This window comes from Cohnella candidum (assembly GCF_003713065.1).
Classification (GTDB): Bacteria; Bacillota; Bacilli; order Paenibacillales; family Paenibacillaceae; genus Cohnella; species Cohnella candidum.
Window position 1 is genome coordinate 4,146,202 of the sequence record NZ_CP033433.1, and the last position, 25,241, is coordinate 4,171,442.

Below are 25,241 nucleotides of genomic sequence, written 5' to 3' on the forward strand. Positions count from 1 at the left end.
TCTAGACCAAATCTGAACTTCTGGATTCAAGCAACTCTGAATGCCGGCTCTGATAGTCACTCAATAGCCGCTGCATCTTTTCCATCGTGCCGTCTTGATGGGGAACATGGATGGACACGGTCAAGTTTGCATCGTTCAAATACTGAAAAGATACAAGATCAAAATTCAATTTCCCGAGATTCGGACAATGCAGCGTCTTGGGAGCATCAATGGCATCGAGAATCTCCTGGGAATCCCAAAACTCCCGAAACTCCCTGCTTGCCTGCGACAGCGACTCGAACTGCTCAGACCACCAAGGATCGTCGCCGTGACGCGCTTATCCGGCATGGAAATTAGCTACGATCCGTTGCGCATGAAGTTCCCATTGGTCTCCTTTGACATAGCGGAAACGGGGAGAAGTAAACGTCATCCAGACAAAATTTCGTTCCCTCTCCGACATAGCCGCGAGATCCCCATTCAATGCGCAATAGGCCTCATTCCAGGCAATGATGTTCATGCGCGCATCCATGACATTCGATGGGGACAGGGTTTGGCTATCCAAAAAGCGTTGGAGTTCCGGCGTTACCTTAGAGAGTTGGTTCGTATCGACCAAGGGAAATTGCTTACGGGCAAGATGGTACAGATGCCTGCGTTCCGATTCCTCTAACCGAAGCACTTCCGCTATTCGATCAAGAACCTCGGCGGATACGTTGATATGACGCCCTTGTTCCAAATAGGTATACCAATCCAGCCCCACGTCCGCCAGCAGAGCGACCTCGCTGCGGCGAAGTCCGGGTGTCCTTCTGCGTCCTGACTCCGGCAAACCTACTTCCTGAGGGGTCATTCGTTCCCGGCGCGTTCGCAGAAAACGGGACAATTCCTCGTAACGGTCCAATCTGCTCGCCATGATCTCCACGCCTCCTCTCCATTCATGAACGTAGGATTCCCACTCCTACGATAACCAGATCTCTCCCTAGCCACGTCAGGTCCATATACACTAGTCTATGTCCTCCTTAGGAAGAATGGCAAGAATGGATCGGACAACGATTATCGGATGAGGTGATGAGAATGAAAGTAGCTGCCATTGTCGGAAGCATTCGCAAAGAATCGTACAACTTGAAGTTAGCCCGTTATATTCAAAACCGTTATAAGCACTTTTTTCAGTTGGATGTCTTAAACATTCGGGACCTTCCTTTTTACGATCAGGATATCGAGTCTGTTCCGCCGCAGCCGGTTATCGATTTCAAAAGCAAAGTCGCTGCTGCCGACGCGGTGTTATGGGTCACTCCGGAGTATAATTCAACCATTCCCGGCGTCATGGCGAATGCAATTGACTGGTTATCCCGCGTCGATCGAGTCATGATGGGGAAGCCCTCGTGGATCGTGGGATCTTCCATGGGATTGTTGGGGTCTGTCAAAGCGCAGGGTCATCTGCGAGACATTCTGTTCTCTTCCGGTATCTCCTCGCCGCTTTTACCTTGATCTCGTAGCCGACAATTTCGTGAAATGGATGAAGGAACAATCCCGATTGAAGCAGCTGCAGAGCTAACTATAATCAGGAACCTTGGAGGGGAAACGGATGTTCGAGCATATTGTATTGTTGAAGCTCAATGCCAATTTTTCTACTGACCGACAAGAAGATATAGTGAAGAATGCGCTTGCCTTTAAAGATGAGATTCCGGGTATTGTCGATATAAGCGCCGGAATGAACGTTACGGAGGAAGTAGAGCACAAGCAGGGTTATACGTTGGGCATTCGAGTTACTTTTGAGTATCAGCAGGCTTGCCGGGATTATAATCAGCACCCCCTGCATCTTAATTTATTGCAATCCATTGGCCCATTCGTTGAAGGGATCGTCGTTATGGATTACCCGATTGCTTAACGCGTCAACGGAAGCGGATTACCGAACTTTTCACGGTTGGCAAAACACCCGAACAACTCCAGATAGATGAGGGACAATGAATGGCGTGTGCAGCCGGAGGCTGTATACGCCATTCATTGTTCGTGATGGTCTCTGCTGCTGTGGGAACGTTGTTGAGGTACGTTAGCGATAGAAGTCAACCATATCTTCAAACAGCCGTTTGATAAATTCAAGCTCGCTTTCGTTGAATCTTTCCAAAAATTCGTACATTCTTTGCTTTTCCTTCGCATGGAGCTCATCATGAGCAGCAAATAGCTTTTTCCCGACAGACGTTAGCCGAAAATATACTTCCTTTTTGTTATCGTTGAGTTGGGCTTTCCGCACCCAACCTGCCTTAAGTAATTTATTTGCGATCTTGGAGGTATTCCCTTTGCTTAAATTTAACCTTTCCGCGATGGAAGTGACATTGATCGGCTCCCGCTCTCCGATGCACGCAATGGTGTGCAGTTCCGACATGTTCAATCTGAATTCCGATTCGATATGCTTCCGGATATCCTCGAGGTATGTTGCAGTTATTCGCGTTTCATATTGCTCTTTTTGCTGAAGAAACTGAATGAAAAACTCATGAATTGCGGCTTTGTTTTTATTGGCAGTATCCATGATCATGCCGGCTCCTTGAATCATTTGTTTCATTATATCATAGATTGTTTTCTGAGAAACAAGCGGACAGGCATGCTCATATTGGGGTTGACAGGATAAGGAATGACACCGTACAATAATATTGTTTCATGTGAAACAAAATTATTTATTAATTTTTGTTTTGCCTTGTATTATTGAGGACAAAAATGGTGCGCTAGAAACAATAATTCATGAAGGAGGTTCTTCCCGAAACACTATGGAAATCGTGAATCCAAAGACATTGACGGATAAGGTTACATCTGTAATTTCTCACGTCGTCGTAACTTCTGCCTCTAAATTGGCCTTCATCTCAGGTCAGGTTTCCGTAGATGAAACAGGAGCATTGGTCGGTTCAGGGGATTATTACGCGCAGGCGATTCAAGTGTTTACCAATATTAAGTATGCATTGGAAGCCGCGCGAGCGGATCCATTGTACATTGCAAAAATGAATATTTTTGTGGTAAACCACAACCCGGAATTGATTTCGATTATTTTTGACGCCGGATTTCATGTGTTTGGCGCTAACTGGCCGAAGACAGCAAGTACATATATAGGCGTTCAAGCACTAGCCGATCCTGAATGGCTTATCGAAATAGACGCTATCGTTATCTTCCCATAATATTTAGGAAAAGAGGTTATTTGTATGGAATATGAAGTCATCCTTATCGGTGGCGGACCTGTCGGCATGATGCTGGCTGGAGAATTGGCATTAGCCGGTGTAAAGGTTTGCGTCATTGAGCGATTAAAAGAAACAACTCCATATTCACGCGCGCTTACGGTACATCCACGAACCCTTGAAATATTAGATATGCGTGGAGTGAAATCACGATTAATTCGTCAAGGCCGCTTACTTTCAAGAGGACATTTTGCCGGATTGAAAACTCCTTTGGATTTCTCGGCGTTGGATTCCACTTCCAATCACACTCTCTTTTTACCGCAGAGTGAGACGGAGAAGGTGCTGGAGGAATGGGCTCTTAGCCTTGGCGCAGAGGTTTGGCGAGAGGTTGAGGCTCTATCCGTGCATCAGGATGAGGACAGGGTCGACGTTAAGATCGCCGGACCTCATGGAGAAACAACGTTAAGATCCGCTTATGTGGTAGGTACGGACGGAGCCAGAAGTTTGGTTCGAAAACATGCAAACATATCGTTTGAAGGTACGGACGCGACCTTCACGGCTATTCTGGGGGATGCCGTTCTATCTGATTTAGCTCCTATGAGCGTCATATCCCGGATTACGGAAAAGGGTTTGGTCAGCATCATGCCGATCAATGATCATATTTACCGGGTCTTAATGATCGATATGGAGAGACGTAACGTCTCTAAGGATGAGACCGTTACATTGGAAGAGTTTCGTTCATCGCTTATCCGTACGACCGGAAGCGACCTGGGACTGAACGATGTGAAATGGATGTCCCGTTTCGGAAATGCGACGCGGCAAGCGGGACGCTATCGGAATGGACGATTGTTTTTGGCGGGAGATTCGGCGCACATTCATTTTCCGGCTGGTGGACAGGGAATGAACGTCGGCTTGCAAGAAGCGATGAATTTAGGCTGGAAGCTTGCGGGAGCAATCAAAGGCTGGGCTCCGGACTGGCTATTGGACAGTTATCATACCGAACGTTTCCCATGGAACACGGCTTTGCTCCGGAATACCGAGGTCCAAACCCTGCTTCTGGACGTGACTCCTCCCATCACGGAACTGCGAAGCATGCTGGCTAATCTGATTCAAATACCGGAGGCTAATTATCAAATCGCCGCACAAATTTCCGCAATGGACGTACATTATGCTCCAGATGCCGAAGCGCCTCTCCATCCTTTAAACGGGAAACGTTTCAAGGATCTAACCTTAAAGCTGAAAGACGGGCAATGGATTAACTCCTATCCATTCCTAAACAAAGGTACTTTTCTTCTGTTGCGCTTCCATTTTAATGAACAGAATAGCGGTCAATGGGAAACGTATAGCAACCTTCAAGTTGTTCATGCATCTTTGGCTCAGGCAGACGCGGATTGGAACGACGTCCACACGGCACTTATTCGGCCGGATGGTCATATTGCCTGGGCGATTTCTCTATCAGCTCCGAATCCAATGCAAATGATAAATGAAGGAATCACGCGCTGGTGCGGAAACATTAAGGAATAGTCATTCGTAAAAAGAAGTCGACCATCTCGTGGTCGGCTTCTAATTATACTATTGCGCGGTCAGGATTTGTGGACCTTCAGCCGTGATGGCGATCGTATGCTCGTATTGGGCGGCGAGCTTGCGGTCCAGCGTCCTCGCGGTCCAGCCGTCCGGATCGATTGTCATGTGGTAGGTGCCTTCAGTGATCATGGGCTCGATCGTGAACACCATACCTTCCTTGATCCGGAGGCCTTTGCCGGGCTTGCCGACATGCATATAAGTCGGCTCCTCGTGCAGGTCCCGGCCTATGCCATGGGCGAGAAGATCGCGCACGACGCCGAAGCCGTGCGATTCTGCATGCCGCTGGATCGCGCTCGTCACGTCGCCGAGCCGATTGCCGGGCTTCGCCTGCGCGATGCCGAGGTCAAGGCATTCCTTCGTGACGCGCATCAGCTTCTCGGCCGTCGGCGAAATCTTCCCGACCGCATAGCTCCAAGCCGAATCGCCGAGCCAGCCGTCGAGCTCCGCGACCGTGTCGATCGTTACGATATCGCCTTCCTCCAGTGGCTTATCGCTAGGGAAGCCATGCGCGATCACGTCGTTGACGGAGGCACAGGTCGCATATGGATAGCCCTTGTAGCCCTTCTCGTATGGCTTGGCGCCGTGCTTCAGAATAATGTCCTCGAATATGCGCTCGATCTCGTTCGTCGTGATGCCAGGTTTGATGAGCGGGGCAATCGTACGGTGGCATTCAGCCACCACTTGGCATGCCTTGCGGATGGCCTCGATTTCATGTTTGCTTTTTAAGATGATCATGTTCGTATCAGGACTCCTTCGTAGTAGCTTGCATCGCGAGCTTGGCGATTCGATCGACGTCCAGCTCGGAAGTGCCCGCATAGTAGTGCAGCCCACAGCAGCCGACCAGCACAGCAAGCATATAGTCGACGCTGTCGTCTTCGCGCTGGGCGATCGATTGGAGCGGAACGTACAGCCGTTCCGTGAATCGTCTCTTGATGGGGTGCCGATCCTTCTCAGGCAAGCCTGCATAATGCTCCGCGGCCATTTTGTAGACGAGATATGCGCAGGCGTCCGACTGCCACAGCCGGAGCAGCACCTTGCAATACGTCAACAGCTGTCTATCTTCCGGACTGCCGTCGCAGGTGTTTGCCCATTCTGCCAGGGCTTGCTCGCATCGTTCGAAGCCGCTGCCCAGTACATCTTCTATTAATAAATGCCGGTTGGGGTAGTAATGGTATACCGTGCCGTAACCGAGTTCGGCCTCGCGGGCGACGTCGCGAATATCAAAGCTGCCGCCCGTGCGGAAGTAGGCGCGCGCGGCGGCGGCCAGGATCTGTCCTCTGCGCTGTATGCGGATGAGCTCATTTTGTTCTTTAGTACGGGGGCACATAGGCGCGTGACCTCCTTGTATTGACCTGCAAATTTGTCGATATAAAAACGGTAACACATGGGGCGAGGATATGCAAATGGTCTGTTCGTGAAAGAAAATAAAGTTGTTGTTAATTTATAGTCTTTGTTCGCCGGACAATTGTCACTATCGTCTTAATCTGCTGATATAGCTGCTATCAAGCACGATTTATTTTCTGATTGTGCGTACCTTACTTATGATACGGTTCTCCGTGCTATATGTAACGGCAAGTTTTTAAGGCCATCCTTTGCGGGATGGCCGTTTCTAATGCTTTATTTGACGAAAAATAATACTGTTCCAAAATGATTCATAAACCTCTTATAATCGGTGCTATCCTGCAACACGATGATGGTCGGGTAACTATTAACCTTTCGTTGCTTCAACCCCGCCAATAGCGCCTTCTGTTCGGTACAATAAAATTTCCCTTGATGATACTCTATGATAAGAGGCCTAAGTGTTGAAAAGTCTTCAGTTGCAACCGCATGAGCGTCACCGATATTGAACTCATCCTGTTGAATGAGACGCAATGGAAGCTTTACGATACCGAAATAGAGCCGATCTGCCACAACATCTTCCGACTCGACTGCTGTTTTCTTGGAAAGCTGCCAGTAACAATTCATCCATTCTTCAAGCATTCCTTCATTCGCATAGTTAACAGCCGATTCGATCGACGGTGCATACACTAGATGATCATCCTGCTTCTTCGAATAAAGAATCTTCTTAATCGAATCCAGGGATAAGAAGTATTCGTCAGCAAGCTCGGATACCGTACGCCCATGAGCGTACTTGTTGCGAATCATCCGATTTCTACGCTGCAGTTGCTTGCGGTAGCCGGAGGCTTCTCCCCAAGCTCTCTTTTCCTCCCCCGAGGGAATATAGAGCAGTTTGCCTGCTGCGTATTTTTGAACTTCCCGTAATAGCTCCTCTGGGAGGATGTCACAGCCATTCTCATATTTCATCTAATCACCGTCACAAAGCATTTATTCGCTCCTTCAGTTCGCTGATCGATTTCATCATGGAAGTGCAGGACTCCGCGTCGTCGATCGATGCATGCCAGCGTAAACCATCGATCCCTTTATAATACGCCATACATAAGAATCTTTCTTTAAAGTCAGGAATGAAGATATTCTTCTTCTTGCAGTACTCCACGAGCAGTTCCGGAATTCGCAAATAAGGTTTATTTAAATCCATGATCGCGAAGTCGATAAGGAAGTCTCCGATGCCGGAGAAGCTCCAGTCGGGAAACCCGACCGTCGTCTTCCCATCTGTAATCATTTTTTCGAAAAATGTGAAGTTATTCACCAAATAACGCTTTCCCTCGCAATAAGGAATTCTCTCCTCCATTTCCTTGTAGTACTGCTCGAAGAAATCGCGCTGCAACAGTGTCGTCCCGAACATTTCCCCCCAGTTATACCAGTAGCCTTCTTTATCCTCTGCGAACGTATCGACCAAAAATTCCTTGCAACTTCCGTATTCCGTTTTACAATCCTCATTGAATCGACCGTAGCCCTCTACTCCCGATATGTCCGAAGCATGAACTTCAAATAGACTGTCAAAAAACAACTCATGACAATTCCAGAACTGATCGGGGGTTAATTGATCTGCCACAAATCCATTCGGGGTCATGTTGACCTTCTCGGATAGCATCGATCGTAAGATATTATCCTTACTCATCTTCTCATCTCCTTAGCTCGATTCTCAACTCACTTCAATCAGGTGCGCATCTGATTTGTGAAAATCTTAGCATTAGAAATGGTTTTGTAATATGCAATGTATGGCTTAACCCGACTTTACACTACCAAAGAACTTGCCGTCACTTATGATACGGTTCAGCTTAACGCTATCGGCGAAAAATGCGCCTAAGTGTGCCGCGCGGCGACGTTCCGGGCTTTAAAGCGACTTGCGTTTTGCGGTTAAGCTCTGCAACGTAGAGCTTACCGAACTACTGCCAGAAACCACGAGAGCGGAAACAGCGGGGCAAGTTCCCCATAATTCCTCACGAATCATTCACCGAAGTCATGTTTGTAATTAATCCCGCTCCTCCTCTATGCTTTACTTGAATCCGAACTTTTACAATATGGGAGAATGGGCGAATGGAAATGGGAACAGTACTGTCTACTCCGTTGTCTCCCTCAATAAAGGCTTGAATCATATATACAGTTTCATCAACTATACCCATGGACAACACTTCGGGTCCTGGAACGCCAACTGCGGCTGTTTGCTCGATGCACCATTTTTCTTTGATAAAGCTTGGAAATGTATCTTTATCGTTCATCCGGACAACGACTTTATGACTCTCCGTTTCGACCCCCTCAAGTGTTTTAATATAACTCTGACCGTTCGCTTAATGGCGGATCAAAGAGGACACTCCCATACTTTCGCTTGGGTTGTGTCCTCCGAGACATATAGCATCGCGGAAGCGATGCATGCGGAACTTGGTTACCCGCGATGGTTGTCGAGCTGCTTCTCCAAGAGCAGCTCCGCAGCATTCCGGAAATACTCCCGATCGAAATCGGACTTATCCAAGTACCTCTTCATGACGAATCCGTCATATAACATCCTCAGCTGCGCAGCCAGCTCCTCGGGCTGACGTGCCCCGCTTGCCCTTGCAAGCTCTAGGACCCGGGACCAGAAGCTCCTCTGAATGTTCAGCAATTTGACGTGGGCAGGGTGGTCCGGATCCGGGAATTCGACCGCCGCGTTCAAGAACGGACACCCCCGGTAATCCGACATCCCCATCTGTTCGGTCACATCGTGGATGAGGGTGACGAGCTGTTCTTTAGGGGAGTTCGGGTACAGCTGCCTCAGTTTTTCAAATTTATCTATTTTTAGTTCATCTCTGAATTCGAGATAAGCAACCGTCAGATCATCTTTCGTCGCGAAGCTTCGATAGAAGCTTGCCTTGGCAACGCCGGATTGCTTGATAATCCGATCGATGCCGACCGCCCGTATTCCCTCCATGTAGAACAATTCGGAGGCGACCCGCAGTATCCGATCTCTGGCCGATTCTTTTTTCATCTTCGACCCCCGTCTCTAAAAGTTTGGAAAAAAGTGCATTGACATGAGACAGATCTGTCTGTATCATTTCAATCTGGTGAGACAGACCTGTCTCCCCCATTATATGAAGCCCTCTCGCCTTCTGTCAATTGAGCGAGTAGTGGGAAAGGGGAACTTTCTATGCCCAAGACATTTTCGGACGCTTCCGCCCAGTCGGCGCGGACTCGCGACCCCGTCTCTAAAGGAGACGGACGCAGATCGCGTCTGATGCTGCCGGCTCTGCTATTGTCTGTATTTATGGCCGTGTCGAACGCGTTCATCGTGAACGTAGCCATGCCTTCGATCCAAAAAGGGCTCGAGGCCAGCTTCGCCGATGTACAATTCATGCTTACCGGGTATACTCTTACGTTTGCCGTTCTGCTGATTATCGGTGCACGGCTGGGCGATCGGTTTGGTCGCCGGAGAATGCTGTTCATCGGGGTGGCCCTATTCACGATTGCTTCTCTATTATGCGGCCTATCTGCCCTTGTCACGATGCTCATTGCGTCGCGAGTTTTGCAAGGCGTCGGCGCCGCTTTGTTTATGCCGCAGATTTTATCCCTCATTCAAGCCAATTATACTCCGGAACGTCGAGGTGCGATCTTCGGCATGTATGGAGCGACCCAGGGAATCGCGGCGGCGGTCGGGCAGATCATCGGCGGGCTGCTTCTCCGCATGGATTTGTGGGATCTGGATTGGAGAGCAGTGTTTCTGATCAGCGTCCTGCTCGGGGCTCTGATATTGGCCCTGATTCCGTTTATTCCGGAATCCGGCTCGCCGGATCGCGCCGGACTGGATTGGATTGGTGCCGCACTCGCCGCTGCAGGCTTGCTGATGCTCGTCTATCCGCTCGTGCAGGGACAACGTGAAGGATGGCCCGCGAGCCTCGTCGTCAGTTTGCTCTTGTCGGCCCCTGTGTTGGTTTTGTTCGCCTGGTACGAACGGCGGCTGCTTCGCCGCGGCCGGCTCCCATTTATGAATGTCGATCTCTTTAGACATAGGGTGTTCACGTTCGGCATTCTCGTCGTGCTGCTGTTGATGTCATCGCAGGGCGCCTTCTTCCTTGTCGCCGCCTACATGCTTCAGCTTGGACTTCATTTCTCGGCTCTGCAAGCAGGTCTTGTAATCGGGTCGATGGGAATGGGCTATTTCCTCGCATCGCTGTTCTCTTCCCGAGTCGCCGCGAAGCTTGGAGCCCATGTGCTGACCGTCGGTTCCATCTTGACGACAGCAGGTTACCTGCTGCTTAGCTGGGCGGTCCGAACAACCGGGGTTTCATCCGATATCGGCGTGTGGATCCCGGCTTTAGCTGCGCTCGGCATCGGTCAAGGCTTCGTCGCCGCGCCACTGACTAATATCGTTTTGGCGAAGATCCGCACAACGGACATCGGCTCCGCATCCGGTGTTATGACAACCAGCATACAGATCGCCTCTACGATCGGAATCGCCCTGATCGGCATCGTTTGGCTTAGCGCTCTTGGAGCCCATAGCTCGGTCTCCGCCTATCCCGACGCGTTTAACATTTGTCTATATGTGCTGGCCGCCGCCGCTGCGCTCATCCTGCCGCTGGCATTGATGCTGGCTGGGCGAAACGGTGTTCGTCGATCGTGAAAGTCGCTAATGGAGATTACAAAAAGGACATCCGCTTTGAGTTTTCAGTGCGAATGTCCTTTTGTTTTTGGGCTTTTATCGTCTATTTGCCCATCCCAAACCCATCCCGACAAAGACGTTACCGTTCACGTCTTAATTTTTCGTTTCGACTATTCCACTCTTGACCAGCTGATCAATCGTAATGCCCGCCAATTCGTTCTCCATCGTCGTTTGGACTTTAGTGTAAACTCCATTTAATAAATGCGGCATTTTACTTCCTACCGGACAAGTCGGGTTTGTATCTTGATGAATGATAAAAATTCCACGATTATCTTCAATGGTAGCACGGTAAACATCCAATAGCGTGATTTGATTTGCCTTTTTGGCCAGGCTTATCGCTGCATTTGTTCCAAGAGTAGATGTAATAAGACCTGCTTTAGTAAGTTTTCTCATAATTCTTCTAATAACCGCCGAATTCGCGTTCACACTCATAGCAAGTAATTCGGACGTGGTACGGCCTTTTTTATTAAATTCAAGAAAGCATAAAATATGAACGGCTACAGAGAACTGTTGGCTTCTCATTTTTGCAAGGTCCTTCTTTCAGAGTAAAGCTTATTTGTAGTGTATTGATTTTTGAAAGGCAAATCAAATTTAAAAAAATGGTCACGGAATCAACTTGACTTCTAAGGCATGATTCGATATCTTATTATATGTAACAGTAACAGTTACTAATACTATTAAGGAAGTGGATTGTATGCACTATCTTGTTAACGGAGTCGAACTTCATGTTGAACAACAGGGACAAGGAGACACTGCTCTTGTGTTTTTGCACTTTTACGGCGGGTCAGCACGAACCTGGGATAAGATTATTGACGTTCTAAAAGAGAAATACCGTTGCATAGCTTATGACCAACGTGGATGGGGGAACTCAGATAAGTCTGCTACATCTTATACAATTAAGGATCTGGCCGATGATGCACATGCGCTCATTCAAGAGCTTGGTTTGAAGCGTTATGCGGTCATTGGTCATTCAATGGGCGGTAAAGCGGCACAGTTACTGGCTTCACGTAATCCCGCCGGTTTGGAAGCTTTGATTTTAGTTGCACCATCTCCCCCGACTCCTCAAGATATGCCACAAGAAATTAGAAATGCAATGGTTCATTTTTATGATACTCGTGAGGGAGCAGAAATGGCTTTGAGCAATATTACCTTACTTCCTCTGGAAGAAAATATTCGCGAAATGGTGCTCGAGGATATGCAAAAAAGCGCACCTTTAGCTCGTGAGGCATGGCCTGAAACCGCAATGCTCGAGGATATATCCGGGGAAGTGAAAAACATCAATGTCCCCACACTTGTGATAGCCGGAGAATCTGACCCGATAGATCGGTTGGAAACGCTGAAAAGTGAGCTGCTGCCACGCATACCTCGTGCAGAACTACACGTCATTCCCCAAACCGGCCACCTTTCTCCTTTAGAAGCACCCAATCAAGTCTGTAAGGGAATCTCAAATTTTTTAGCCAAGCATTCCTAATAAACCTACATTTGTGATTGTGTTTTTCTCCTATATGGTGTTGGAACAAGGCGCATTAACCGACAAATACAATGCGAAAAATCCTCTCCCAAGCGGCACCAAAGAAGAGAGGCGTTTAATGAAGACGTGCTTGCGAAACTGGAAGCCTTGATCCATGTTATGAAGGAAATCGGCGATACGCACAATGCGACTTCTGCACAAGTTGCAATCGCTTGGGCCATTGCGAAAGGAACCGTTCCGATCATCGGCGTTACGAGAACTTCCCAAATTGCTGATGCTGTAAAAGCCGCTGAAATCACGCTGACAGCACAGGAAATCCACGATCTTGAAGCAGCGGTGAAAGCTGGGAAAATCCGATGCATTAATCACTATAATCCGTCTATTCGGATTACGGAACCGTTTCGCGGAAATTACCGCGAAACGGTTTTTTAGTATCCGCAGAAAAACAGATGAACCAAATAAACAAATTATTTCCGATCTCGAACGAACACTTCTCACACATTGCGAGCGCCGCCTCCACCTTCAACTCAACTCTTCGCTTACCACTACTTGTGGTACGGTTCAGCTTAACGCTCGTAACAGCGAAAAAATAAAAGGAGCATGCCGCGTGAGCCCTCTTTATTTAATTCAATTGATTTTAGTCTAATTAGACTATATAATGTTTTTGGTCTAATTAGACCATAGTAATGACGTAAAGGGGTGAAGATTAAATGATAAAATCATTTTTAATGTTGGGTCAGTCTAATATGGCAGGCCGTGGATTTTTGCATGAAGTCGATCCTATCTATAATGAAAAAATAAAAATGCTGCGGAATGGACAGTGGCAGATGATGACAGAGCCGATTAATTATGACCGTCCGATTTCCGGTGTAAGCCTGGCGGCGTCTTTCGCCGATGCCTGGTCGAAAGCCAATCCCGATGAAGATATTGGTTTGATCCCTTGTGCGGAAGGTGGCAGTTCCTTGAATGACTGGCATCCGGAAGGCATCCTTTTTCAGCATGCTTTGTCCGAAGCCCGCTTCGCCCTGCGGTCCAGTCAAATCTACGGAATCCTTTGGCACCAGGGTGAAAGCGACAGTTATCGTTCGCTACATGAAACGTATTACGAGAAATTTACCCTTATCATCGAGACCCTAAGAAACGAATTGAATCTTGATGAGATACCGTTGATCATTGGTGGACTTGGTGATTTCCTTGGGAAGACCGGTTTTGGACAGCACGCGACAGAGTATCGACAGGTCAATGAACAATTGCAGCACTTCGCCAACGAACATCAAAATTGTTATTTTGTAACAGCGGCAGATTTGACCGCGAATCCTGATGGCATTCATTTAGACGCGGTTTCGCAACGCAAATTCGGCTACCGCTATTTCGAGGCTTTTTCGAAAAAGTGCCATGTCATGTTACCCATCCCGGGGGAGGAGCAGTCGCTGAAAGTTGATCGGGACTATTCGAAAACAGAACAGATTTACCTTCATAGCATGAATTTAGCTTCGGGTAAAATCACGTACGCGGAATTCGAGGCGCAGATGGTGAAGGTGATGCAGCCTTGATCCCCTTACTCATCCTTGGCTTGCTCATCCAAAACCCCGGCGCTCACGGCTATGAACTACTAGCCTTAATGGAAAAACGCCATTACAAATACATTGTAAACTTCACGAAAGGCTCGTTTTATTACAATCTGCAGCAACTTGAAGAAAAAGGTTGGATTGAACAGATTCAGCAGAATCCTTCAACCAGTGGGCGCGAAATTCGGAACTTTAGAATCACTGGATCGGGAATGGCTGAATTCGATAAATTAATGGTTGAATACGGCACCAAATCGGAATATGTGAACCTGCAATTTTATGGGGCGTTGCTCTTTGCCGATGATTACGACAAAAACAAATTGCTGAAACTGATCCAATCGCAAATAGACCAGACTAAAACCCGAATCGCCCTCCTTGATGAATACCTGTCCAACACACAAGAACTTCCCGGCACAATCGATTACTACCGCCGCATGAACGAAAATTCCCGTTCCCATCATTTGGTTAACTTAGAGTGGTTTGAACAATTGAAAGCAGATATAGAGGGGCCTGTTGCATAATAAAAAAGAAGTTAAATAAACTGATCCCCATAGACTGAACACTTTGAAAAAAGTGTTTAGGCTGTGGGGCCTTTTTGTATTCTGGTAATGTCATCTGAGGATTGTCATCTAAGGATAACCATGCAACCATGAGAATTTCTTAAGTTAAAGCAGGACTTTGACGTGCTGCGTCACACCGGAAACCTTCGAGCGACACTGCTCGATCAGATCGAAGCCTACTTTCTTCAGCTAAAGGAACAATGGCTGAAAGACCAAGCGGAAAGAAGCTGACCCTAATTCAGACCATAGTAAAGCAGATAGCTGTTCAGCAAGGCCAAAAGCTTCGAGGCATTGAACTGGTCAGATTGGATTTTACCCATCCCGGATGAAATGCAAATGACGAAACTCTTGTTCCTTCGATTCGTCGTGCCAATTCGAAAGCAAAATAAGTTCTGGCGAATAATCCCGCTAACCGTGTCTTTTTGGCTTTGACATGCGCTCCATGATCAAGGCTACCCTGCGCCTGCTAAAAAACCGGATCATTTGAGCCATAAGGTAATTGTTACGTCCATCGATGATATAGCTGCGTCCCTGATCAATCCCACGAAATCCGGCCTGTACAACCTTCTCCGGGGTCGAGAGCTTTTGGCCCGCCCCCATTTCCTCGCTGCCGACCGCATCGAAGAACCCCGTCTCGGTTGCACCCGGGCACAGTGCGAGCACGCGAACGCCTCGCCCGCGCGTTTCCGCCCATAGTGCCTCAGAGAAGGACAAGACAAATGCTTTGGTAGCCCCGTAAACGGTAGAATAAGCACAAGGCATAAACGCGGCCATAGAAGCCACGTTAACGATGACTCCGTCCTCTCGCCTCAGCATATCGGGCAGCAACCGATGCGTAAGATCGACTAACGCAGCCGTGTTCAGCATAATCTCTTCTTGCTCGCGCTCCGGGTCTATTTCCTCGAAACGGCCATATGTGCCAACGCCTGCGTTGTTGATGAGAATATCGACCGACAAGCCCAGTTCGGATATTTGTTCGGCCAGTTGACGCGGGGCATTCGCTTTGGACAAATCGCAAGCGAGAGCATAAGCCCGTACGCCGTACTGGCGGTTGATTTCCCTTGCCATTGCATCCAGTTTGTCCTTGGAGCGCGCTGCCAGAACGACATGACAGCCTCGTGCCGCCAGTTCTTTGGCATACGCTTTCCCGATTCCGGATGAAGCACCGGTGACTACAGCCAGCTTGTTTCTATATGCATACTTGTTCAAGATACAAAGCCTCCTATCGATAGCACTGCTCTGATGTAAATTATCTTAATCGTACTATCGGTAGGAGGGGTTAGCCACAGCATGTCTATACTAGTAATGGGAGTAACAGCATCGGTACTCGTTATGGTTCTCTTTTGTGGATACGAAACCTTAACAGAGATTATAATGATCGTGTACGAAGTGCTTTGGGTCCATTTGGTTAATTACGATACGTATTGTTCCATATAAGTAATTAGAGGTGAGCTGCTTGAAAACAAATCGTTCCTCATCCGCATTGGGCAAGTTCATAAAATCGCGCAGAGAACGCTTGCAGCCTTCAGAGGCGGGGATCCAGCCGCTGCCCGGACGAAGACGCACTCCGGGACTTCGAAGAGAAGAAGTCTCTTATCTTGCCCATATAAGCGTGACTTACTATACCTGGCTGGAGCAAGGCAAGGAGGTGAATCCTTCGCCGGAAGTGCTGCTAAGTATCGGCAAAGCGCTTCAGCTTGACGAAGATGAACAGAAGCATCTGTTCGATCTGGCCAATGTAGACGCGGCGAGTGTCGTTACAGTGCCGAATAACGGAGGGCCGGATGCGGGAGTTTTGCAGAAAATCGTAGATCAGCTGCATTATCCTTCTTTTATCACGGACGAAGGTACGGATGTTATCGCCTGGAATCGGGCGGCAGAACTGATCGTAGCCGATTTCGGCAGTCTGCCGGACAACGAACGGAATATGATGGACATTATGTTTTTAAAGCCGGATTACCGCATAAGACTGGTGAATTGGGAAGGCTTTGCCCGTTACTCCGTAGCGGTTCTGCGGGCAAGCTTCGACCTTTACAAGAACAACCCGTTGTATTTGGAACGGTTCGAACGCTTGAGACGGGAAAGCGAGGAATTCGTGCATTTCTGGGAGCTATATGAAGTCAAGCAAAAGCGCCAAGCCACCGCATTATTTCGTCTTCCTGACGCACAGGAGATGGAGTTCGTGCTCCATTCGGCGGCTGTCATTGATAACGACCCTGGACTGCACTGGTGTTTCTTTGTTCCGGTTCCCGGTTCTGGCACGGAGGAGAGATTATTGCGTTTACTGGAGCAGGACAATCGGCTCCCATAGACGGTTACTCCCGTTAATAGATTAGACGTGCTGTGATTTGTGCTTGGAAGGCCAAAATCATGACCTTGTCGCGCCGGTACTTGCGCCTATAATTAAAAGTTGCCTTTTGGGATAACAGGGGCCCTGAATCTTGAAAGGTGTGATCGATTTGAGGGTCACAGGCTTCTTAATAAACAAGGCTGCCTTGAATTTGACTTCAAAGCAGCCTTGTAAGAGATTTATTTACTTGTCCTTGTACGCCAGCATTTTCAACAGAACCGTAACCGCCTCTGCTCTTGTCGTTTGATCGCCGGGAGCATAAGCGTTTGAACCTTTGCCTTCGACAAGACCAAGCTCTTTCATGGCCGCCACTGCGCCTTTCGCCCATGCCGGAATGTCTTTGTCGTCAGCGAAGCCCGTTACCGATGTCGCTTCTGTCGATTGGCCCAAAGCTTTAGTGATCATCACTGCCATTTCCGATCGGGTAATTACGGCATTCGGGCGGAAAGAGCCATCCTCGTAGCCGTTGATGATACCGGCCTTCACCGCTTGTGCAACTGCTTTCTGCGCCCAGGCGCCGATCTTCGCCTTATCGGTGAACGTCAGCGATGCTCCATCTCCTTGCTGCCCCAGTGCATTCATCAGCATTACCGCAAATTCCGCACGCGTTACGGTATGATTCGGCTTGAACGTGCCGTCGGGATAACCGCTGACCATTCCATTGCTTATCGCTTGCTTGATGTTAGCCTCCGCCCAGTGTCCGGATATATCGCTGAATGCAACATTTGCCGCCGGATCTTCTGTTGTTGGCTTGTCCGCTTGGTCTACAGCCATTACCGCATACTTCGTAAAGTGATTGACATCGACGGTAATTTTATTGCCTTTTACCTCGCCGCCAACTTTCACCCATTCCCTCTTCTCTTCGTCATAATAGAATACGACTGGCTTTTGATTGCCCTTCAAGCTTGTTGGGTCGAAAGTGAAGGTCAACGTTACCGGATTGCTGAAGTTTTCCGGGAAGTTTTTCAGAATCTCGAAGATCGGGCTAGCTAGTGTTTCTTTATCCTTGAGAAGATTTTGCGTATCCAGCACTTTGTCTATCGTTAATTTCAGTTCTTTGTTCGTAGCATTGGCGGGAATCGAGATTGTTACCGCATCTTCCAAACTCACTTCGCCTTTTTTGCCTGCGGGAAGCGTTAATGTCCCATCTGTTGAAATAACCGGGAAGTCGATTGGTGTTGTTGGTGTTGTTGTGCTCGAGGGTGGCGCATTCACCGTCACGGTATACGTGACCTTCGTAGTTCCGTCCTGCGCAGTTACAATGACCTTCTTGCCTGTTGCCAGTGTTGTAGCTACGGTCGTTCCATCCGCATCGTACACTTCAAACGTTGCATTCGCGGTCGGCGTGATCGCTGCCTTGAAATTGGCTAGTGTTGTCCCATAGGGAATGTTCGTAATCGTTTCATTCGCTGTTCCGCCTGCGCTTACCGTCCCGATTGTTGAGGTTAACGCTGGCAAACGCGTCACTGAAACTGTATAGTTTTTCGTTGTAATGCGATCATATGCCGTTACCGTCAGTGTGATCGTATTTTCCCCACCATTCAAAGGCACGTCATAAGAAGTGACGCCATTGTATACTGAAGATGTCACTGTACCCGACGGAGCATTGATACTCACAGTTGCCAGAGGATCTTCCAACACTGGTGTGATCGTCATGACGGCAACGTTAGAAGCGACGGTTGCCGTATAAGATGTTGTTTCAGTTGTAAAGGACGGGTTCAACGAAACGGATGAGAGACCAACCGAGAGAGTTAATTTCTTTACATTCGTATTATTGTTGGGACTGAATATCTTAGTTCTGGTTCCTGCCACATAGATGATCCCATCTTTATCTACCGAAACCCCTTTAGGAGGATTATCGATCCCGTATCCAGAACCCCATTGCGTGAGATAATTACCGCTCGAATCAAACTTTTGGATTCGGCTGTTGTTTGTATCCGCCACATATACATTACCGAATGCGTCTACAGCAATTCCTTGAGGATCATCGAATTGGCCACTATCGCCGCCATAACTCCCCCATTGCGTCAAGTAGGTACCGCTTGAATCAAATTTCTGGATTCGATAGTTAACCGTATCCAACACACCCGTATCCAACGCACCCGTATCCACCACATACACGTTGCCATCCGTGTCTACTGCTATTCCAGTGGGATTATTGAACTTACCATTCTCGGAACCCATACTTCCCCATTGCGTCAAGTAGGTACCGCTTGAATCAAATTTCTGGATTCGGTTGTTACCCGTATCCACCACATACACGTTGCCGGCCGTGTCTACTGCTATTCCAGTGGGATTATTGAACTTACCATTCTCGGAACCCATACTTCCCCATTTCGTCAAGTAGGTACCGTTGGAATCAAATTTTTGGACACGATTGTTGCCATAATCCACTACGAACACATTACCGGCTGCGTCCGAAGCAATTTTACCGCCATAATAAAAGAACTGGCCATCCCCGTTGCCGGAACTCCCCCATTGCGCGAGGTATGTACCGTTGGAATCAAATTTCAGGATTCGACTATTGCCCAGATCCTCTGCATATACGTTACCACTATTACTAACGGCTATACTTGATGGACTTATGGAAGTGACGCCATAGCTCCCCCATTGCATCAAGTAGGTACCGCTTGAATTGAATTTCTGGATTCGATTGTTACCCGTATCCACCACATACACGCTGCCATTTGCGTCTACCGTAATTCCACTGGGAAAACTAAATTGGCCGTCTTCGGAACCCATACTCCCCCATTGCGTCACTGAGGTACCGCTTGAATTAAGTTTCCGGATTCGCGCGTTTACTCGATCCACCACATAAACGTTGCCGGCAGTATCTAACGCTATTCCACTAGTATTTTCAAGCCCCCCCCATTGCGTCACGGAGTCGTAGGTAGAGTTCAATGCGTTGAAATTGAACTTCTGGATTCGGAAGGTGCCCATAACCGGCTCATAATCCACCACATACACGCTGCCAGCTGCGTCTACCGCAATTACATTGGGAGAAATAAACTGGCCATTTCCGCTGCCATAACCACCCCATAGCATGTCAAAGACGTAGGTAGAGGTAACCGGGTTGAATTTGAATTTCTGGATTCGAGAGTTTCCTGGATCCACCGCATACACGTTGCCGTCCGTATCAACCGCAATTCCAGCAAGTTCATCGAACTCACCATACCCATCGCCTGATCTCCCCCATTTCGTCACGTAGGTACCATCTGAATCAAATTTCTGGATTCGATTGTTTCCTGAATCCGCCACATACACGTTACCGGCAGTGTCTACCGCTATTCCAGTCGGATTATTGAACTGACCATTCGCGGAACCATAACTTCCCCATTGCGTCACGTAATTACCGCTAGAATCAAATTTCTGGATTCGATTGTTTCCTGAATCGGCCACATAAACATTTCCATATACGTCTGCAGTCACTGAATTTGGACGATTAAATTTTCCTTGTTGGGAAAAGGAAAACGCTCCGCTTGCCGTGATTTCATGAACCGGGGGTGCCGTCGCATATGCTTTTGCCGAGAAATTAACGGAAATTGTACCGATCACCATCAACATTGCCAAGATATACGCAGTTGCTTTTTTACCCATCACAATCATTTCTCGATCTCCTTCATGTTCCATCATTTTAATGAATAGATAAGCGAATGTTTGCTTGCTCACTTTTCGCCGAATCGATTATCTCAACTATTCCGCTTCAACTACTTCATCCGCAATGGAAACCTCAAGGATTTCATTTTTTTTCAATAAATCGATTTTACTATCCGTGAGCAACGTTCCCGATTTCATCAACAATTGACCTCTGTGATTGTAGACATTCTCCGATAGTTCTTTTCCTATCAACATTTTGCTTAGAACCATTTTCTCCACTCTAGAAGGCCTCCCTTCAATAGCAAATCACGATATTTTTCGCTTCTATTGTCGAATTTTTCTTTTCGGGAATTATCTTAAGACACTCGCAAATAAAAAAAAATCCCCCGTCGGGGTGAAGTGCACCCCTTATAGTGGACATTGGAAAAACACCCTGGTGTTAAACCGATGAAAACTATAGGGGGTGCTTTTCGTCATGGCGAAGAAGGGGCAAAAATTTGTTACGTATAGCTTCGAAACGAAGAAGAAAGCAATTGAAATGCGACTTCAAGGAATGACAAAACAGAAAGTGGCAGAGGTACTCGGAATCGAGGATATTACTCGACTAAAAGTATGGATGAGACGCTACAAGCAGATGGGCGAGTACGGGCTTATGGATCACCGTGGGAAACGGAAAGAGTATGTCGATGAAGATCGCTATGTACGGCGTTTGGAGATGGAGAATGCCGTCCTAAAAAAGTGGTTGGCCATTACGAAGGCGGAGGTGTACCAGAGAAGTATAGGCTCGTCTACGAGCTCCGTGAAAGCTTTAGCGTCGCAGAGCTCTGTAAAGAAGTCGGCGTTTCCCGAAGCGGATACTACGCATATGTAAAGCGGATGGATGTGGATAAGGATAAAGCAGCAAAGCAGTTAGTTCGTGCCACCTTTGAGCGATACAAAGGGATTTACGGCTACCGGCAAGTTCAGCTTTTCCTGCACCAGGATCACGGTATCTGGATCAATCACAAGAAAGTACTGCGGTTAATGCAAGGGATGGGACTTCGCTCCAAAATTCGCCGCAAGTACCGTCCGTACAGCCGGACTTGGAACATAGGCGACCGAGTAGCAAGAAACATCTTAGATCGCCAATTCCGGGCAGATGCACCGAACCAAAAATGGGTCACCGATATTACGCAGTATCGAGTTGGAGATTCCTGGCTGTACCTCTCCGCCATAAAAGACTTATGCCAGAACGAAATCGTCGCTCACCATATAAGTGAGAGTAATGACACGGAACTTGTATTGCAGACATTCGCAAAGGCATTCGAAACGGAGAAGGACGTGACCGGTCTGATCGTTCACAGCGATCAGGGAACCCAGTACACGTCCTACAAGTACCACGACATGCTGCCAAAGGTTGGCGCCCAAATCAGCATGTCTCGCCGAGGCAATTGTTATGACAATGCCTCCATGGAGAGCTTCTTCTCGCATTTGAAAGCGGAAGGGCTCTACCCCTATGATATTCGAACCTTTGAAGAAGCACAAAGGCGAATTGATGAGTACATCCACTTTTACAATCATTGTCGACCGCAAAGAAAATTGAACAAGCTGACTCCGGTTCAATACCGGCGCCAGCTTGTCGGGTAGGCTTTTTCTTTAGTGTCCGCTAAAAGGGGTCTTGACCAGGGGAGGGAAGCGCAGTAAAAATGGGGGATAAAATTGCAGCTTACTATAACCATTTTAAATCTTCCGCATGCTTCAGAGCCTTTTCTCTATTATTCACATCCAGCTTTCTATATATGTTTTTCAAATGGCTTTTTACCGTTTCAGCCGTGATTTGGAGCTGTTCGGCGATCTGTTTATTCGACAATCCCATGCCAATCATCCGTAAAATGTTTAATTCCTGTTTCGTAATAAGGCCCCCCGGGCTTGAAGTATCATTCCTATTGTCATTCATTAATTGAAGTAATTCTCTAACGTAGTGTAAAGATACCTCCGAGGAGTTGCGGTTGAAATGGTGCTGCCTATGCTGGATATATTCTCGCAGCAATACAGCCATCTCTGTCCCCTCATCTACAAAGGTGCGAATGAACTTGCCCGGCTCCGCCAATTCAAGCGCCATTTCCAATTTGGACAAAGCGCTCTTCTTATCTCCCTTGTGAACCAAGGCCATGCTTTGCAGAACGGACACCTTGACTTTGTCCCAAAGCCGATCATGCTCATCAACAAGGCGATACAATCGTTCAAGCAGCTGCAGCGCTTCGTCGACCTTTCCGCACGTCATGAGCGCCCTGGCCAAGCGCTGGTACTCCCTTACCGAACCCAGCAGGATCGAATCGGTAGATCGGATGCCGCAGGTTTGCAGCCGGCTCTCATCGAAAGACTCGCTCACAAGCGACAAATACACTTGTTCCATCTCTATTTTTCTCATAAATAGACTTTTATCCACCGAATCAATTTTCGGTTTCACGTGCTCCAGCGTCTCGAACGCTTTGGCCGGCTCTCCCTTTGCCAGACGGATCTGCGCAGCGATGATCGATGCATTTACCACAATGAGGGCATAGGGCTGCATACACTTGGACTGCAGTACCCTCTCCGCATAAATCTCAGCCTCATCCAAACGGTTCCATTCATACAAGAGAAGACTGTACGAATTGTAAAAATAGCCGACAAACGGGTAGTTCTCCCTGTCTTCCCATGTCTTGATCCATTTTAGGAGATACCAATCCGCTACGTGCAAATCACGGAAAAAGGTCAGGAATGTCTCGAAAGTGAGCGAGTATGAATTCGCTTCCATCATCTGAATATGACTGCCTTCCGGCATATACCGATCGAACCGTTCAAAATACTCATTCGCTCGCTGAATGTTTTTCTGATAAGAGGAAACAGCCGCAGTCAAATAAAGCACCGATCCCGTATAGGATTTCCAATCTGGCGCAGACAACTGCTCCTCGATGAGACGAAGCCGGGATTCCGCGGCCTTCAATTCGCCCGTTTCCAACAACACTTTGACATATAGATATTGAATGCCCGGCTTTCCAGCCAAACAAGATTCCGGCAGCGTGCGCAGCACCCGTGAATCCCATGCGCGGGTCTCAGCGCTCCATGGCGTTCGCTCGAGCCCTCTCTTGACATGAAGGTCCCGTAAATACTTCTCGATGAAGGAGCTCGTTTCAACAGGATCTCCTTGCATAAGCAATTGCTCTACCGCTTCTGCCATAAACCCGTGCTCCTCCAGCCAATTGGCGGCCTTGACATGGAAGGGCTTCGAAGCTGCCGCATATCTCTGACGAAAGAGCCTTCGCAGAAAGTCGGAGAACAGATGATGATAGCGATACCATACCCGCCGTTCATCCAGTGGGATGATGAACAAGTTTTGATGCTCTAATGTTTCTAAATGCGCCTGACTTTCGGCCTGTCCGGTAACCGCTTCGCACAACGGTCCGCTCATTCTATCCAAGATCGACGTCTGCAAGAGGAAAAACTGCAGCTCGTCGGACAGATGCGTGAAAGCCTCCTGAAACAAGTAATCGGAAATACTGCGGTGTTCCCCGCTGAAAGCAAGGATAAACTCAGAATAATTCCCGCTTCTTTGCAACGAAAGCGCAGCTAGATGCAGTCCACTGATCCAACCCTCCGTACGGCTGACCAGCCTCGCGATCTCCTGTTCCGTGAGCAGTAATCCCATACAATCCTGAAAGTAACGGACTCCCTCTTCCTGTTGAAACCGCAAATCTTCTAACGTGATTTTCACCAGTTGGAAGGTCGCCTGCAGTCTAGCCGTAGGGAAGGGCATATCAGCACGGCTAGTAATATAGAGGTGAATATGAGCGGGCATATGCGCGAGAAGATACGCCACCGATGCGTGAATGGGTGAAAGATCAATCGAATGAAAATCGTCAAAAACGATGACCAGTTCATCTGAACAACGGTTAAGCTCATGAATCATGACTGTGAGGAATGGCTCAAAGGCTCCCGATTTAAGTAAAGATAAAGACGGGCTTACCGCCTCGTCAAAATGGGGATGCCTGCCGCTTACAGCAGCAATCGCATAAGTCCAAAACTGAGTCAGATCATTATCCTGCGCATCGAGGGAAACCCAAACAAATGGGATATCGGTCTGCTGCAGCCATTGGCTCAAGGCTGTTGTCTTGCCGTATCCTCCCGGTGCCGTTATGGTTGTTAGTTTGCTCTTCAGTCCTTCATTCAAAACCTTCGTAACCGCCGCTCGCTCGATCAGTCTATCGGGCCGCTTTTGCGGAACATGAAGTTTGGTACTTAGGATCATGATTCTTTACCTCGATTCTAGCTTAGCACATCCTTTCTTCATTATATTGATTCTCATGATATCAGGATATATCCTTTGAAATTTCATCCGGCGCTTCATTCAATGCCCGGGCCGAATAGAACCTATCAATTATCCCTCATCCATGCATTTGCCACTTTGCTACAGGAATCGTACTTATCATTGCACCCAGCATGATACCGATTGTAGTTGGAGTTGAAATCATCTCATCTGCCTATCTTGTTTGCTATTTGCTCGGCACTTGCGAATTAAGTCTGGCTATCAGGACGATCACAGTCGCCAGAAGTTTACGCATTATTACCTCAGTGTTTATTTTTTTTCATGTCCCGACGATCGTCGTAGAAATCTATGCATTCTCCCAAGGCAGCGTTAGTGCAGGTATTTGGCGGAATATCGTAATACGCATTATTGTAGCATCCTGTTCGCTTATTATGGATTACTTAAACCAGGAAAGTGAATTTCCGCAAAATAGGATCGATTGCATTTCTCATCCTTATAGAGTAGACCACAAGGTATGCGTTGTTTTAACAGAGCATGACCCTTCTTGCTTATTTTGATTCAACACACCGTTCCATCCCCCCTTCTATTCGCCGTTATTTATGATACGGTTCTCCTTAACGGTCATAACGGCGAAAATGTATATTCACGACAATACCTGTCA

Annotated in this window: 22 protein-coding genes and 3 pseudogenes; 12 read left to right on the forward strand and 13 right to left on the reverse strand. The window is 47.8% G+C overall.

The features are described from left to right. Nucleotide 1: 1 nt before the first annotated feature. A pseudogene (locus EAV92_RS24940) lies at nucleotides 2-886 on the reverse strand (helix-turn-helix transcriptional regulator). Between the two features lie 161 nt (nucleotides 887-1,047). Between EAV92_RS24940 and EAV92_RS19070 the strand changes: the two are divergent. After that, nucleotides 1,048-1,455, forward strand: a pseudogene (locus EAV92_RS19070) (NADPH-dependent FMN reductase); the annotation flags it as partial. A 103-nt stretch (nucleotides 1,456-1,558) separates the two neighbouring features. Further along, a complete protein-coding gene (locus EAV92_RS19075; protein WP_123042568.1) occupies nucleotides 1,559-1,861 on the forward strand; it encodes a Dabb family protein in 303 nt (100 codons plus the stop codon). A gap of 162 nt (nucleotides 1,862-2,023) precedes the next feature. On the opposite strand, the gene EAV92_RS19080 is transcribed toward EAV92_RS19075, so the two are convergent. Further along, the gene (locus tag EAV92_RS19080) at nucleotides 2,024-2,500 is read right to left on the reverse strand and encodes a MarR family transcriptional regulator (RefSeq protein ID WP_123043813.1); all 477 of its coding nucleotides are present in this window, start codon (nucleotides 2,498-2,500) and stop codon (nucleotides 2,024-2,026) included. Between the two features lie 130 nt (nucleotides 2,501-2,630). On the opposite strand from EAV92_RS19080, the gene EAV92_RS19085 reads away from it, so the two are divergent. Beyond that, nucleotides 2,631-3,137 carry a RidA family protein gene (locus EAV92_RS19085; protein ID WP_241158317.1) on the forward strand — a complete coding sequence of 169 codons (507 nt, stop codon included), beginning with the start codon at nucleotides 2,631-2,633 and terminating at the stop codon, nucleotides 3,135-3,137. A gap of 24 nt (nucleotides 3,138-3,161) precedes the next feature. Beyond that, the gene (locus tag EAV92_RS19090) at nucleotides 3,162-4,658 is read left to right on the forward strand and encodes a monooxygenase (RefSeq protein WP_123042570.1); all 1,497 of its coding nucleotides are present in this window, start codon (nucleotides 3,162-3,164) and stop codon (nucleotides 4,656-4,658) included. Nucleotides 4,659-4,706: 48 nt separating this feature from the next. Here EAV92_RS19090 and map read toward each other — a convergent pair whose 3' ends face one another. The 6 genes from map to EAV92_RS19120 form a co-directional block, all read right to left on the reverse strand. Next, nucleotides 4,707-5,453, reverse strand: a complete 747-nt coding sequence (gene map / locus EAV92_RS19095; protein WP_123042571.1) for a type I methionyl aminopeptidase — start codon at nucleotides 5,451-5,453, stop codon at nucleotides 4,707-4,709. Between the two features lie 7 nt (nucleotides 5,454-5,460). Continuing rightward, a complete protein-coding gene (locus EAV92_RS19100) occupies nucleotides 5,461-6,045 on the reverse strand; it encodes a TetR/AcrR family transcriptional regulator (RefSeq protein ID WP_123042572.1) in 585 nt (194 codons plus the stop codon). A 290-nt stretch (nucleotides 6,046-6,335) separates the two neighbouring features. Then, complete coding sequence (locus tag EAV92_RS25260) at nucleotides 6,336-7,022, reverse strand: CD3324 family protein (protein ID WP_420888788.1); 687 nt, start codon at nucleotides 7,020-7,022, stop codon at nucleotides 6,336-6,338. A gap of 10 nt (nucleotides 7,023-7,032) precedes the next feature. After that, entirely contained in the window at nucleotides 7,033-7,737 is a 705-nt protein-coding gene (locus EAV92_RS19110) for a hypothetical protein (protein WP_123042573.1), read from the reverse strand. A 322-nt stretch (nucleotides 7,738-8,059) separates the two neighbouring features. Beyond that, nucleotides 8,060-8,338: a hypothetical protein gene (locus tag EAV92_RS24945; protein WP_241158318.1), complete on the reverse strand. Its 279-nt coding sequence runs from the start codon at nucleotides 8,336-8,338 to the stop codon at nucleotides 8,060-8,062. 164 nt (nucleotides 8,339-8,502) lie between these two features. Further along, nucleotides 8,503-9,081, reverse strand: coding sequence for a TetR/AcrR family transcriptional regulator (locus EAV92_RS19120; protein WP_123042574.1), 579 nt, complete (start codon nucleotides 9,079-9,081; stop codon nucleotides 8,503-8,505). A 159-nt stretch (nucleotides 9,082-9,240) separates the two neighbouring features. On the opposite strand from EAV92_RS19120, the gene EAV92_RS19125 reads away from it, so the two are divergent. Then, entirely contained in the window at nucleotides 9,241-10,710 is a 1,470-nt protein-coding gene (locus EAV92_RS19125; RefSeq protein WP_123042575.1) for an MFS transporter, read from the forward strand. A 132-nt stretch (nucleotides 10,711-10,842) separates the two neighbouring features. Here the strand turns inward: EAV92_RS19125 and EAV92_RS19130 are convergent, their stop codons facing one another. Further along, entirely contained in the window at nucleotides 10,843-11,271 is a 429-nt protein-coding gene (locus EAV92_RS19130; RefSeq protein ID WP_123042576.1) for an Rrf2 family transcriptional regulator, read from the reverse strand. Nucleotides 11,272-11,443: 172 nt separating this feature from the next. On the opposite strand from EAV92_RS19130, the gene EAV92_RS19135 reads away from it, so the two are divergent. From EAV92_RS19135 to EAV92_RS19150, 4 genes are all read left to right on the forward strand, one after another. Then, nucleotides 11,444-12,220 carry an alpha/beta fold hydrolase gene (locus EAV92_RS19135; protein ID WP_123042577.1) on the forward strand — a complete coding sequence of 259 codons (777 nt, stop codon included), beginning with the start codon at nucleotides 11,444-11,446 and terminating at the stop codon, nucleotides 12,218-12,220. Nucleotides 12,221-12,346: 126 nt separating this feature from the next. Continuing rightward, nucleotides 12,347-12,652: an aldo/keto reductase gene (locus tag EAV92_RS19140; RefSeq protein WP_338134380.1), complete on the forward strand. Its 306-nt coding sequence runs from the start codon at nucleotides 12,347-12,349 to the stop codon at nucleotides 12,650-12,652. 278 nt (nucleotides 12,653-12,930) lie between these two features. Then, nucleotides 12,931-13,773, forward strand: a complete 843-nt coding sequence (locus EAV92_RS19145; protein WP_123042578.1) for a sialate O-acetylesterase — start codon at nucleotides 12,931-12,933, stop codon at nucleotides 13,771-13,773. Continuing rightward, on the forward strand, nucleotides 13,770-14,309 hold the full coding sequence (locus EAV92_RS19150) for a PadR family transcriptional regulator (RefSeq protein ID WP_123042579.1): 540 nt from the start codon (nucleotides 13,770-13,772) through the stop codon (nucleotides 14,307-14,309). Before EAV92_RS19145 ends, EAV92_RS19150 begins: the two co-directional genes overlap by 4 nt. A 447-nt stretch (nucleotides 14,310-14,756) precedes the next feature. Here EAV92_RS19150 and EAV92_RS19160 read toward each other — a convergent pair whose 3' ends face one another. After that, nucleotides 14,757-15,557, reverse strand: coding sequence for an SDR family NAD(P)-dependent oxidoreductase (locus EAV92_RS19160; RefSeq protein ID WP_123042580.1), 801 nt, complete (start codon nucleotides 15,555-15,557; stop codon nucleotides 14,757-14,759). 238 nt (nucleotides 15,558-15,795) lie between these two features. Between EAV92_RS19160 and EAV92_RS19165 the strand changes: the two genes are divergently transcribed. Continuing rightward, a complete protein-coding gene (locus tag EAV92_RS19165; protein ID WP_241158319.1) occupies nucleotides 15,796-16,659 on the forward strand; it encodes a helix-turn-helix transcriptional regulator in 864 nt (287 codons plus the stop codon). Between the two features lie 222 nt (nucleotides 16,660-16,881). Here the strand turns inward: EAV92_RS19165 and EAV92_RS19170 are convergent, their stop codons facing one another. Together EAV92_RS19170 and EAV92_RS19175 are read right to left on the reverse strand one after the other, a co-directional pair. Continuing rightward, entirely contained in the window at nucleotides 16,882-20,304 is a 3,423-nt protein-coding gene (locus EAV92_RS19170; protein ID WP_164472857.1) for an S-layer homology domain-containing protein, read from the reverse strand. An 87-nt stretch (nucleotides 20,305-20,391) separates the two neighbouring features. Continuing rightward, nucleotides 20,392-20,574: a hypothetical protein gene (locus EAV92_RS19175; RefSeq protein WP_123042583.1), complete on the reverse strand. Its 183-nt coding sequence runs from the start codon at nucleotides 20,572-20,574 to the stop codon at nucleotides 20,392-20,394. Nucleotides 20,575-20,770: 196 nt separating this feature from the next. On the opposite strand from EAV92_RS19175, the gene EAV92_RS25265 reads away from it, so the two are divergent. Both EAV92_RS25265 and EAV92_RS19185 read left to right on the forward strand, forming a co-directional pair. Further along, nucleotides 20,771-21,166, forward strand: a complete 396-nt coding sequence (locus EAV92_RS25265) for a helix-turn-helix domain-containing protein (RefSeq protein ID WP_123039224.1) — start codon at nucleotides 20,771-20,773, stop codon at nucleotides 21,164-21,166. Then, a pseudogene (locus EAV92_RS19185) lies at nucleotides 21,121-21,921 on the forward strand (IS3 family transposase); the annotation flags it as partial. The gene EAV92_RS25265 and the pseudogene EAV92_RS19185, both read left to right, overlap by 46 nt. 82 nt (nucleotides 21,922-22,003) lie before the next feature. Here EAV92_RS19185 and EAV92_RS19190 read toward each other — a convergent pair. After that, complete coding sequence (locus tag EAV92_RS19190; RefSeq protein ID WP_123042584.1) at nucleotides 22,004-24,562, reverse strand: winged helix-turn-helix domain-containing protein; 2,559 nt, start codon at nucleotides 24,560-24,562, stop codon at nucleotides 22,004-22,006. Between the last annotated feature and the right edge of the window lie 679 nt (nucleotides 24,563-25,241).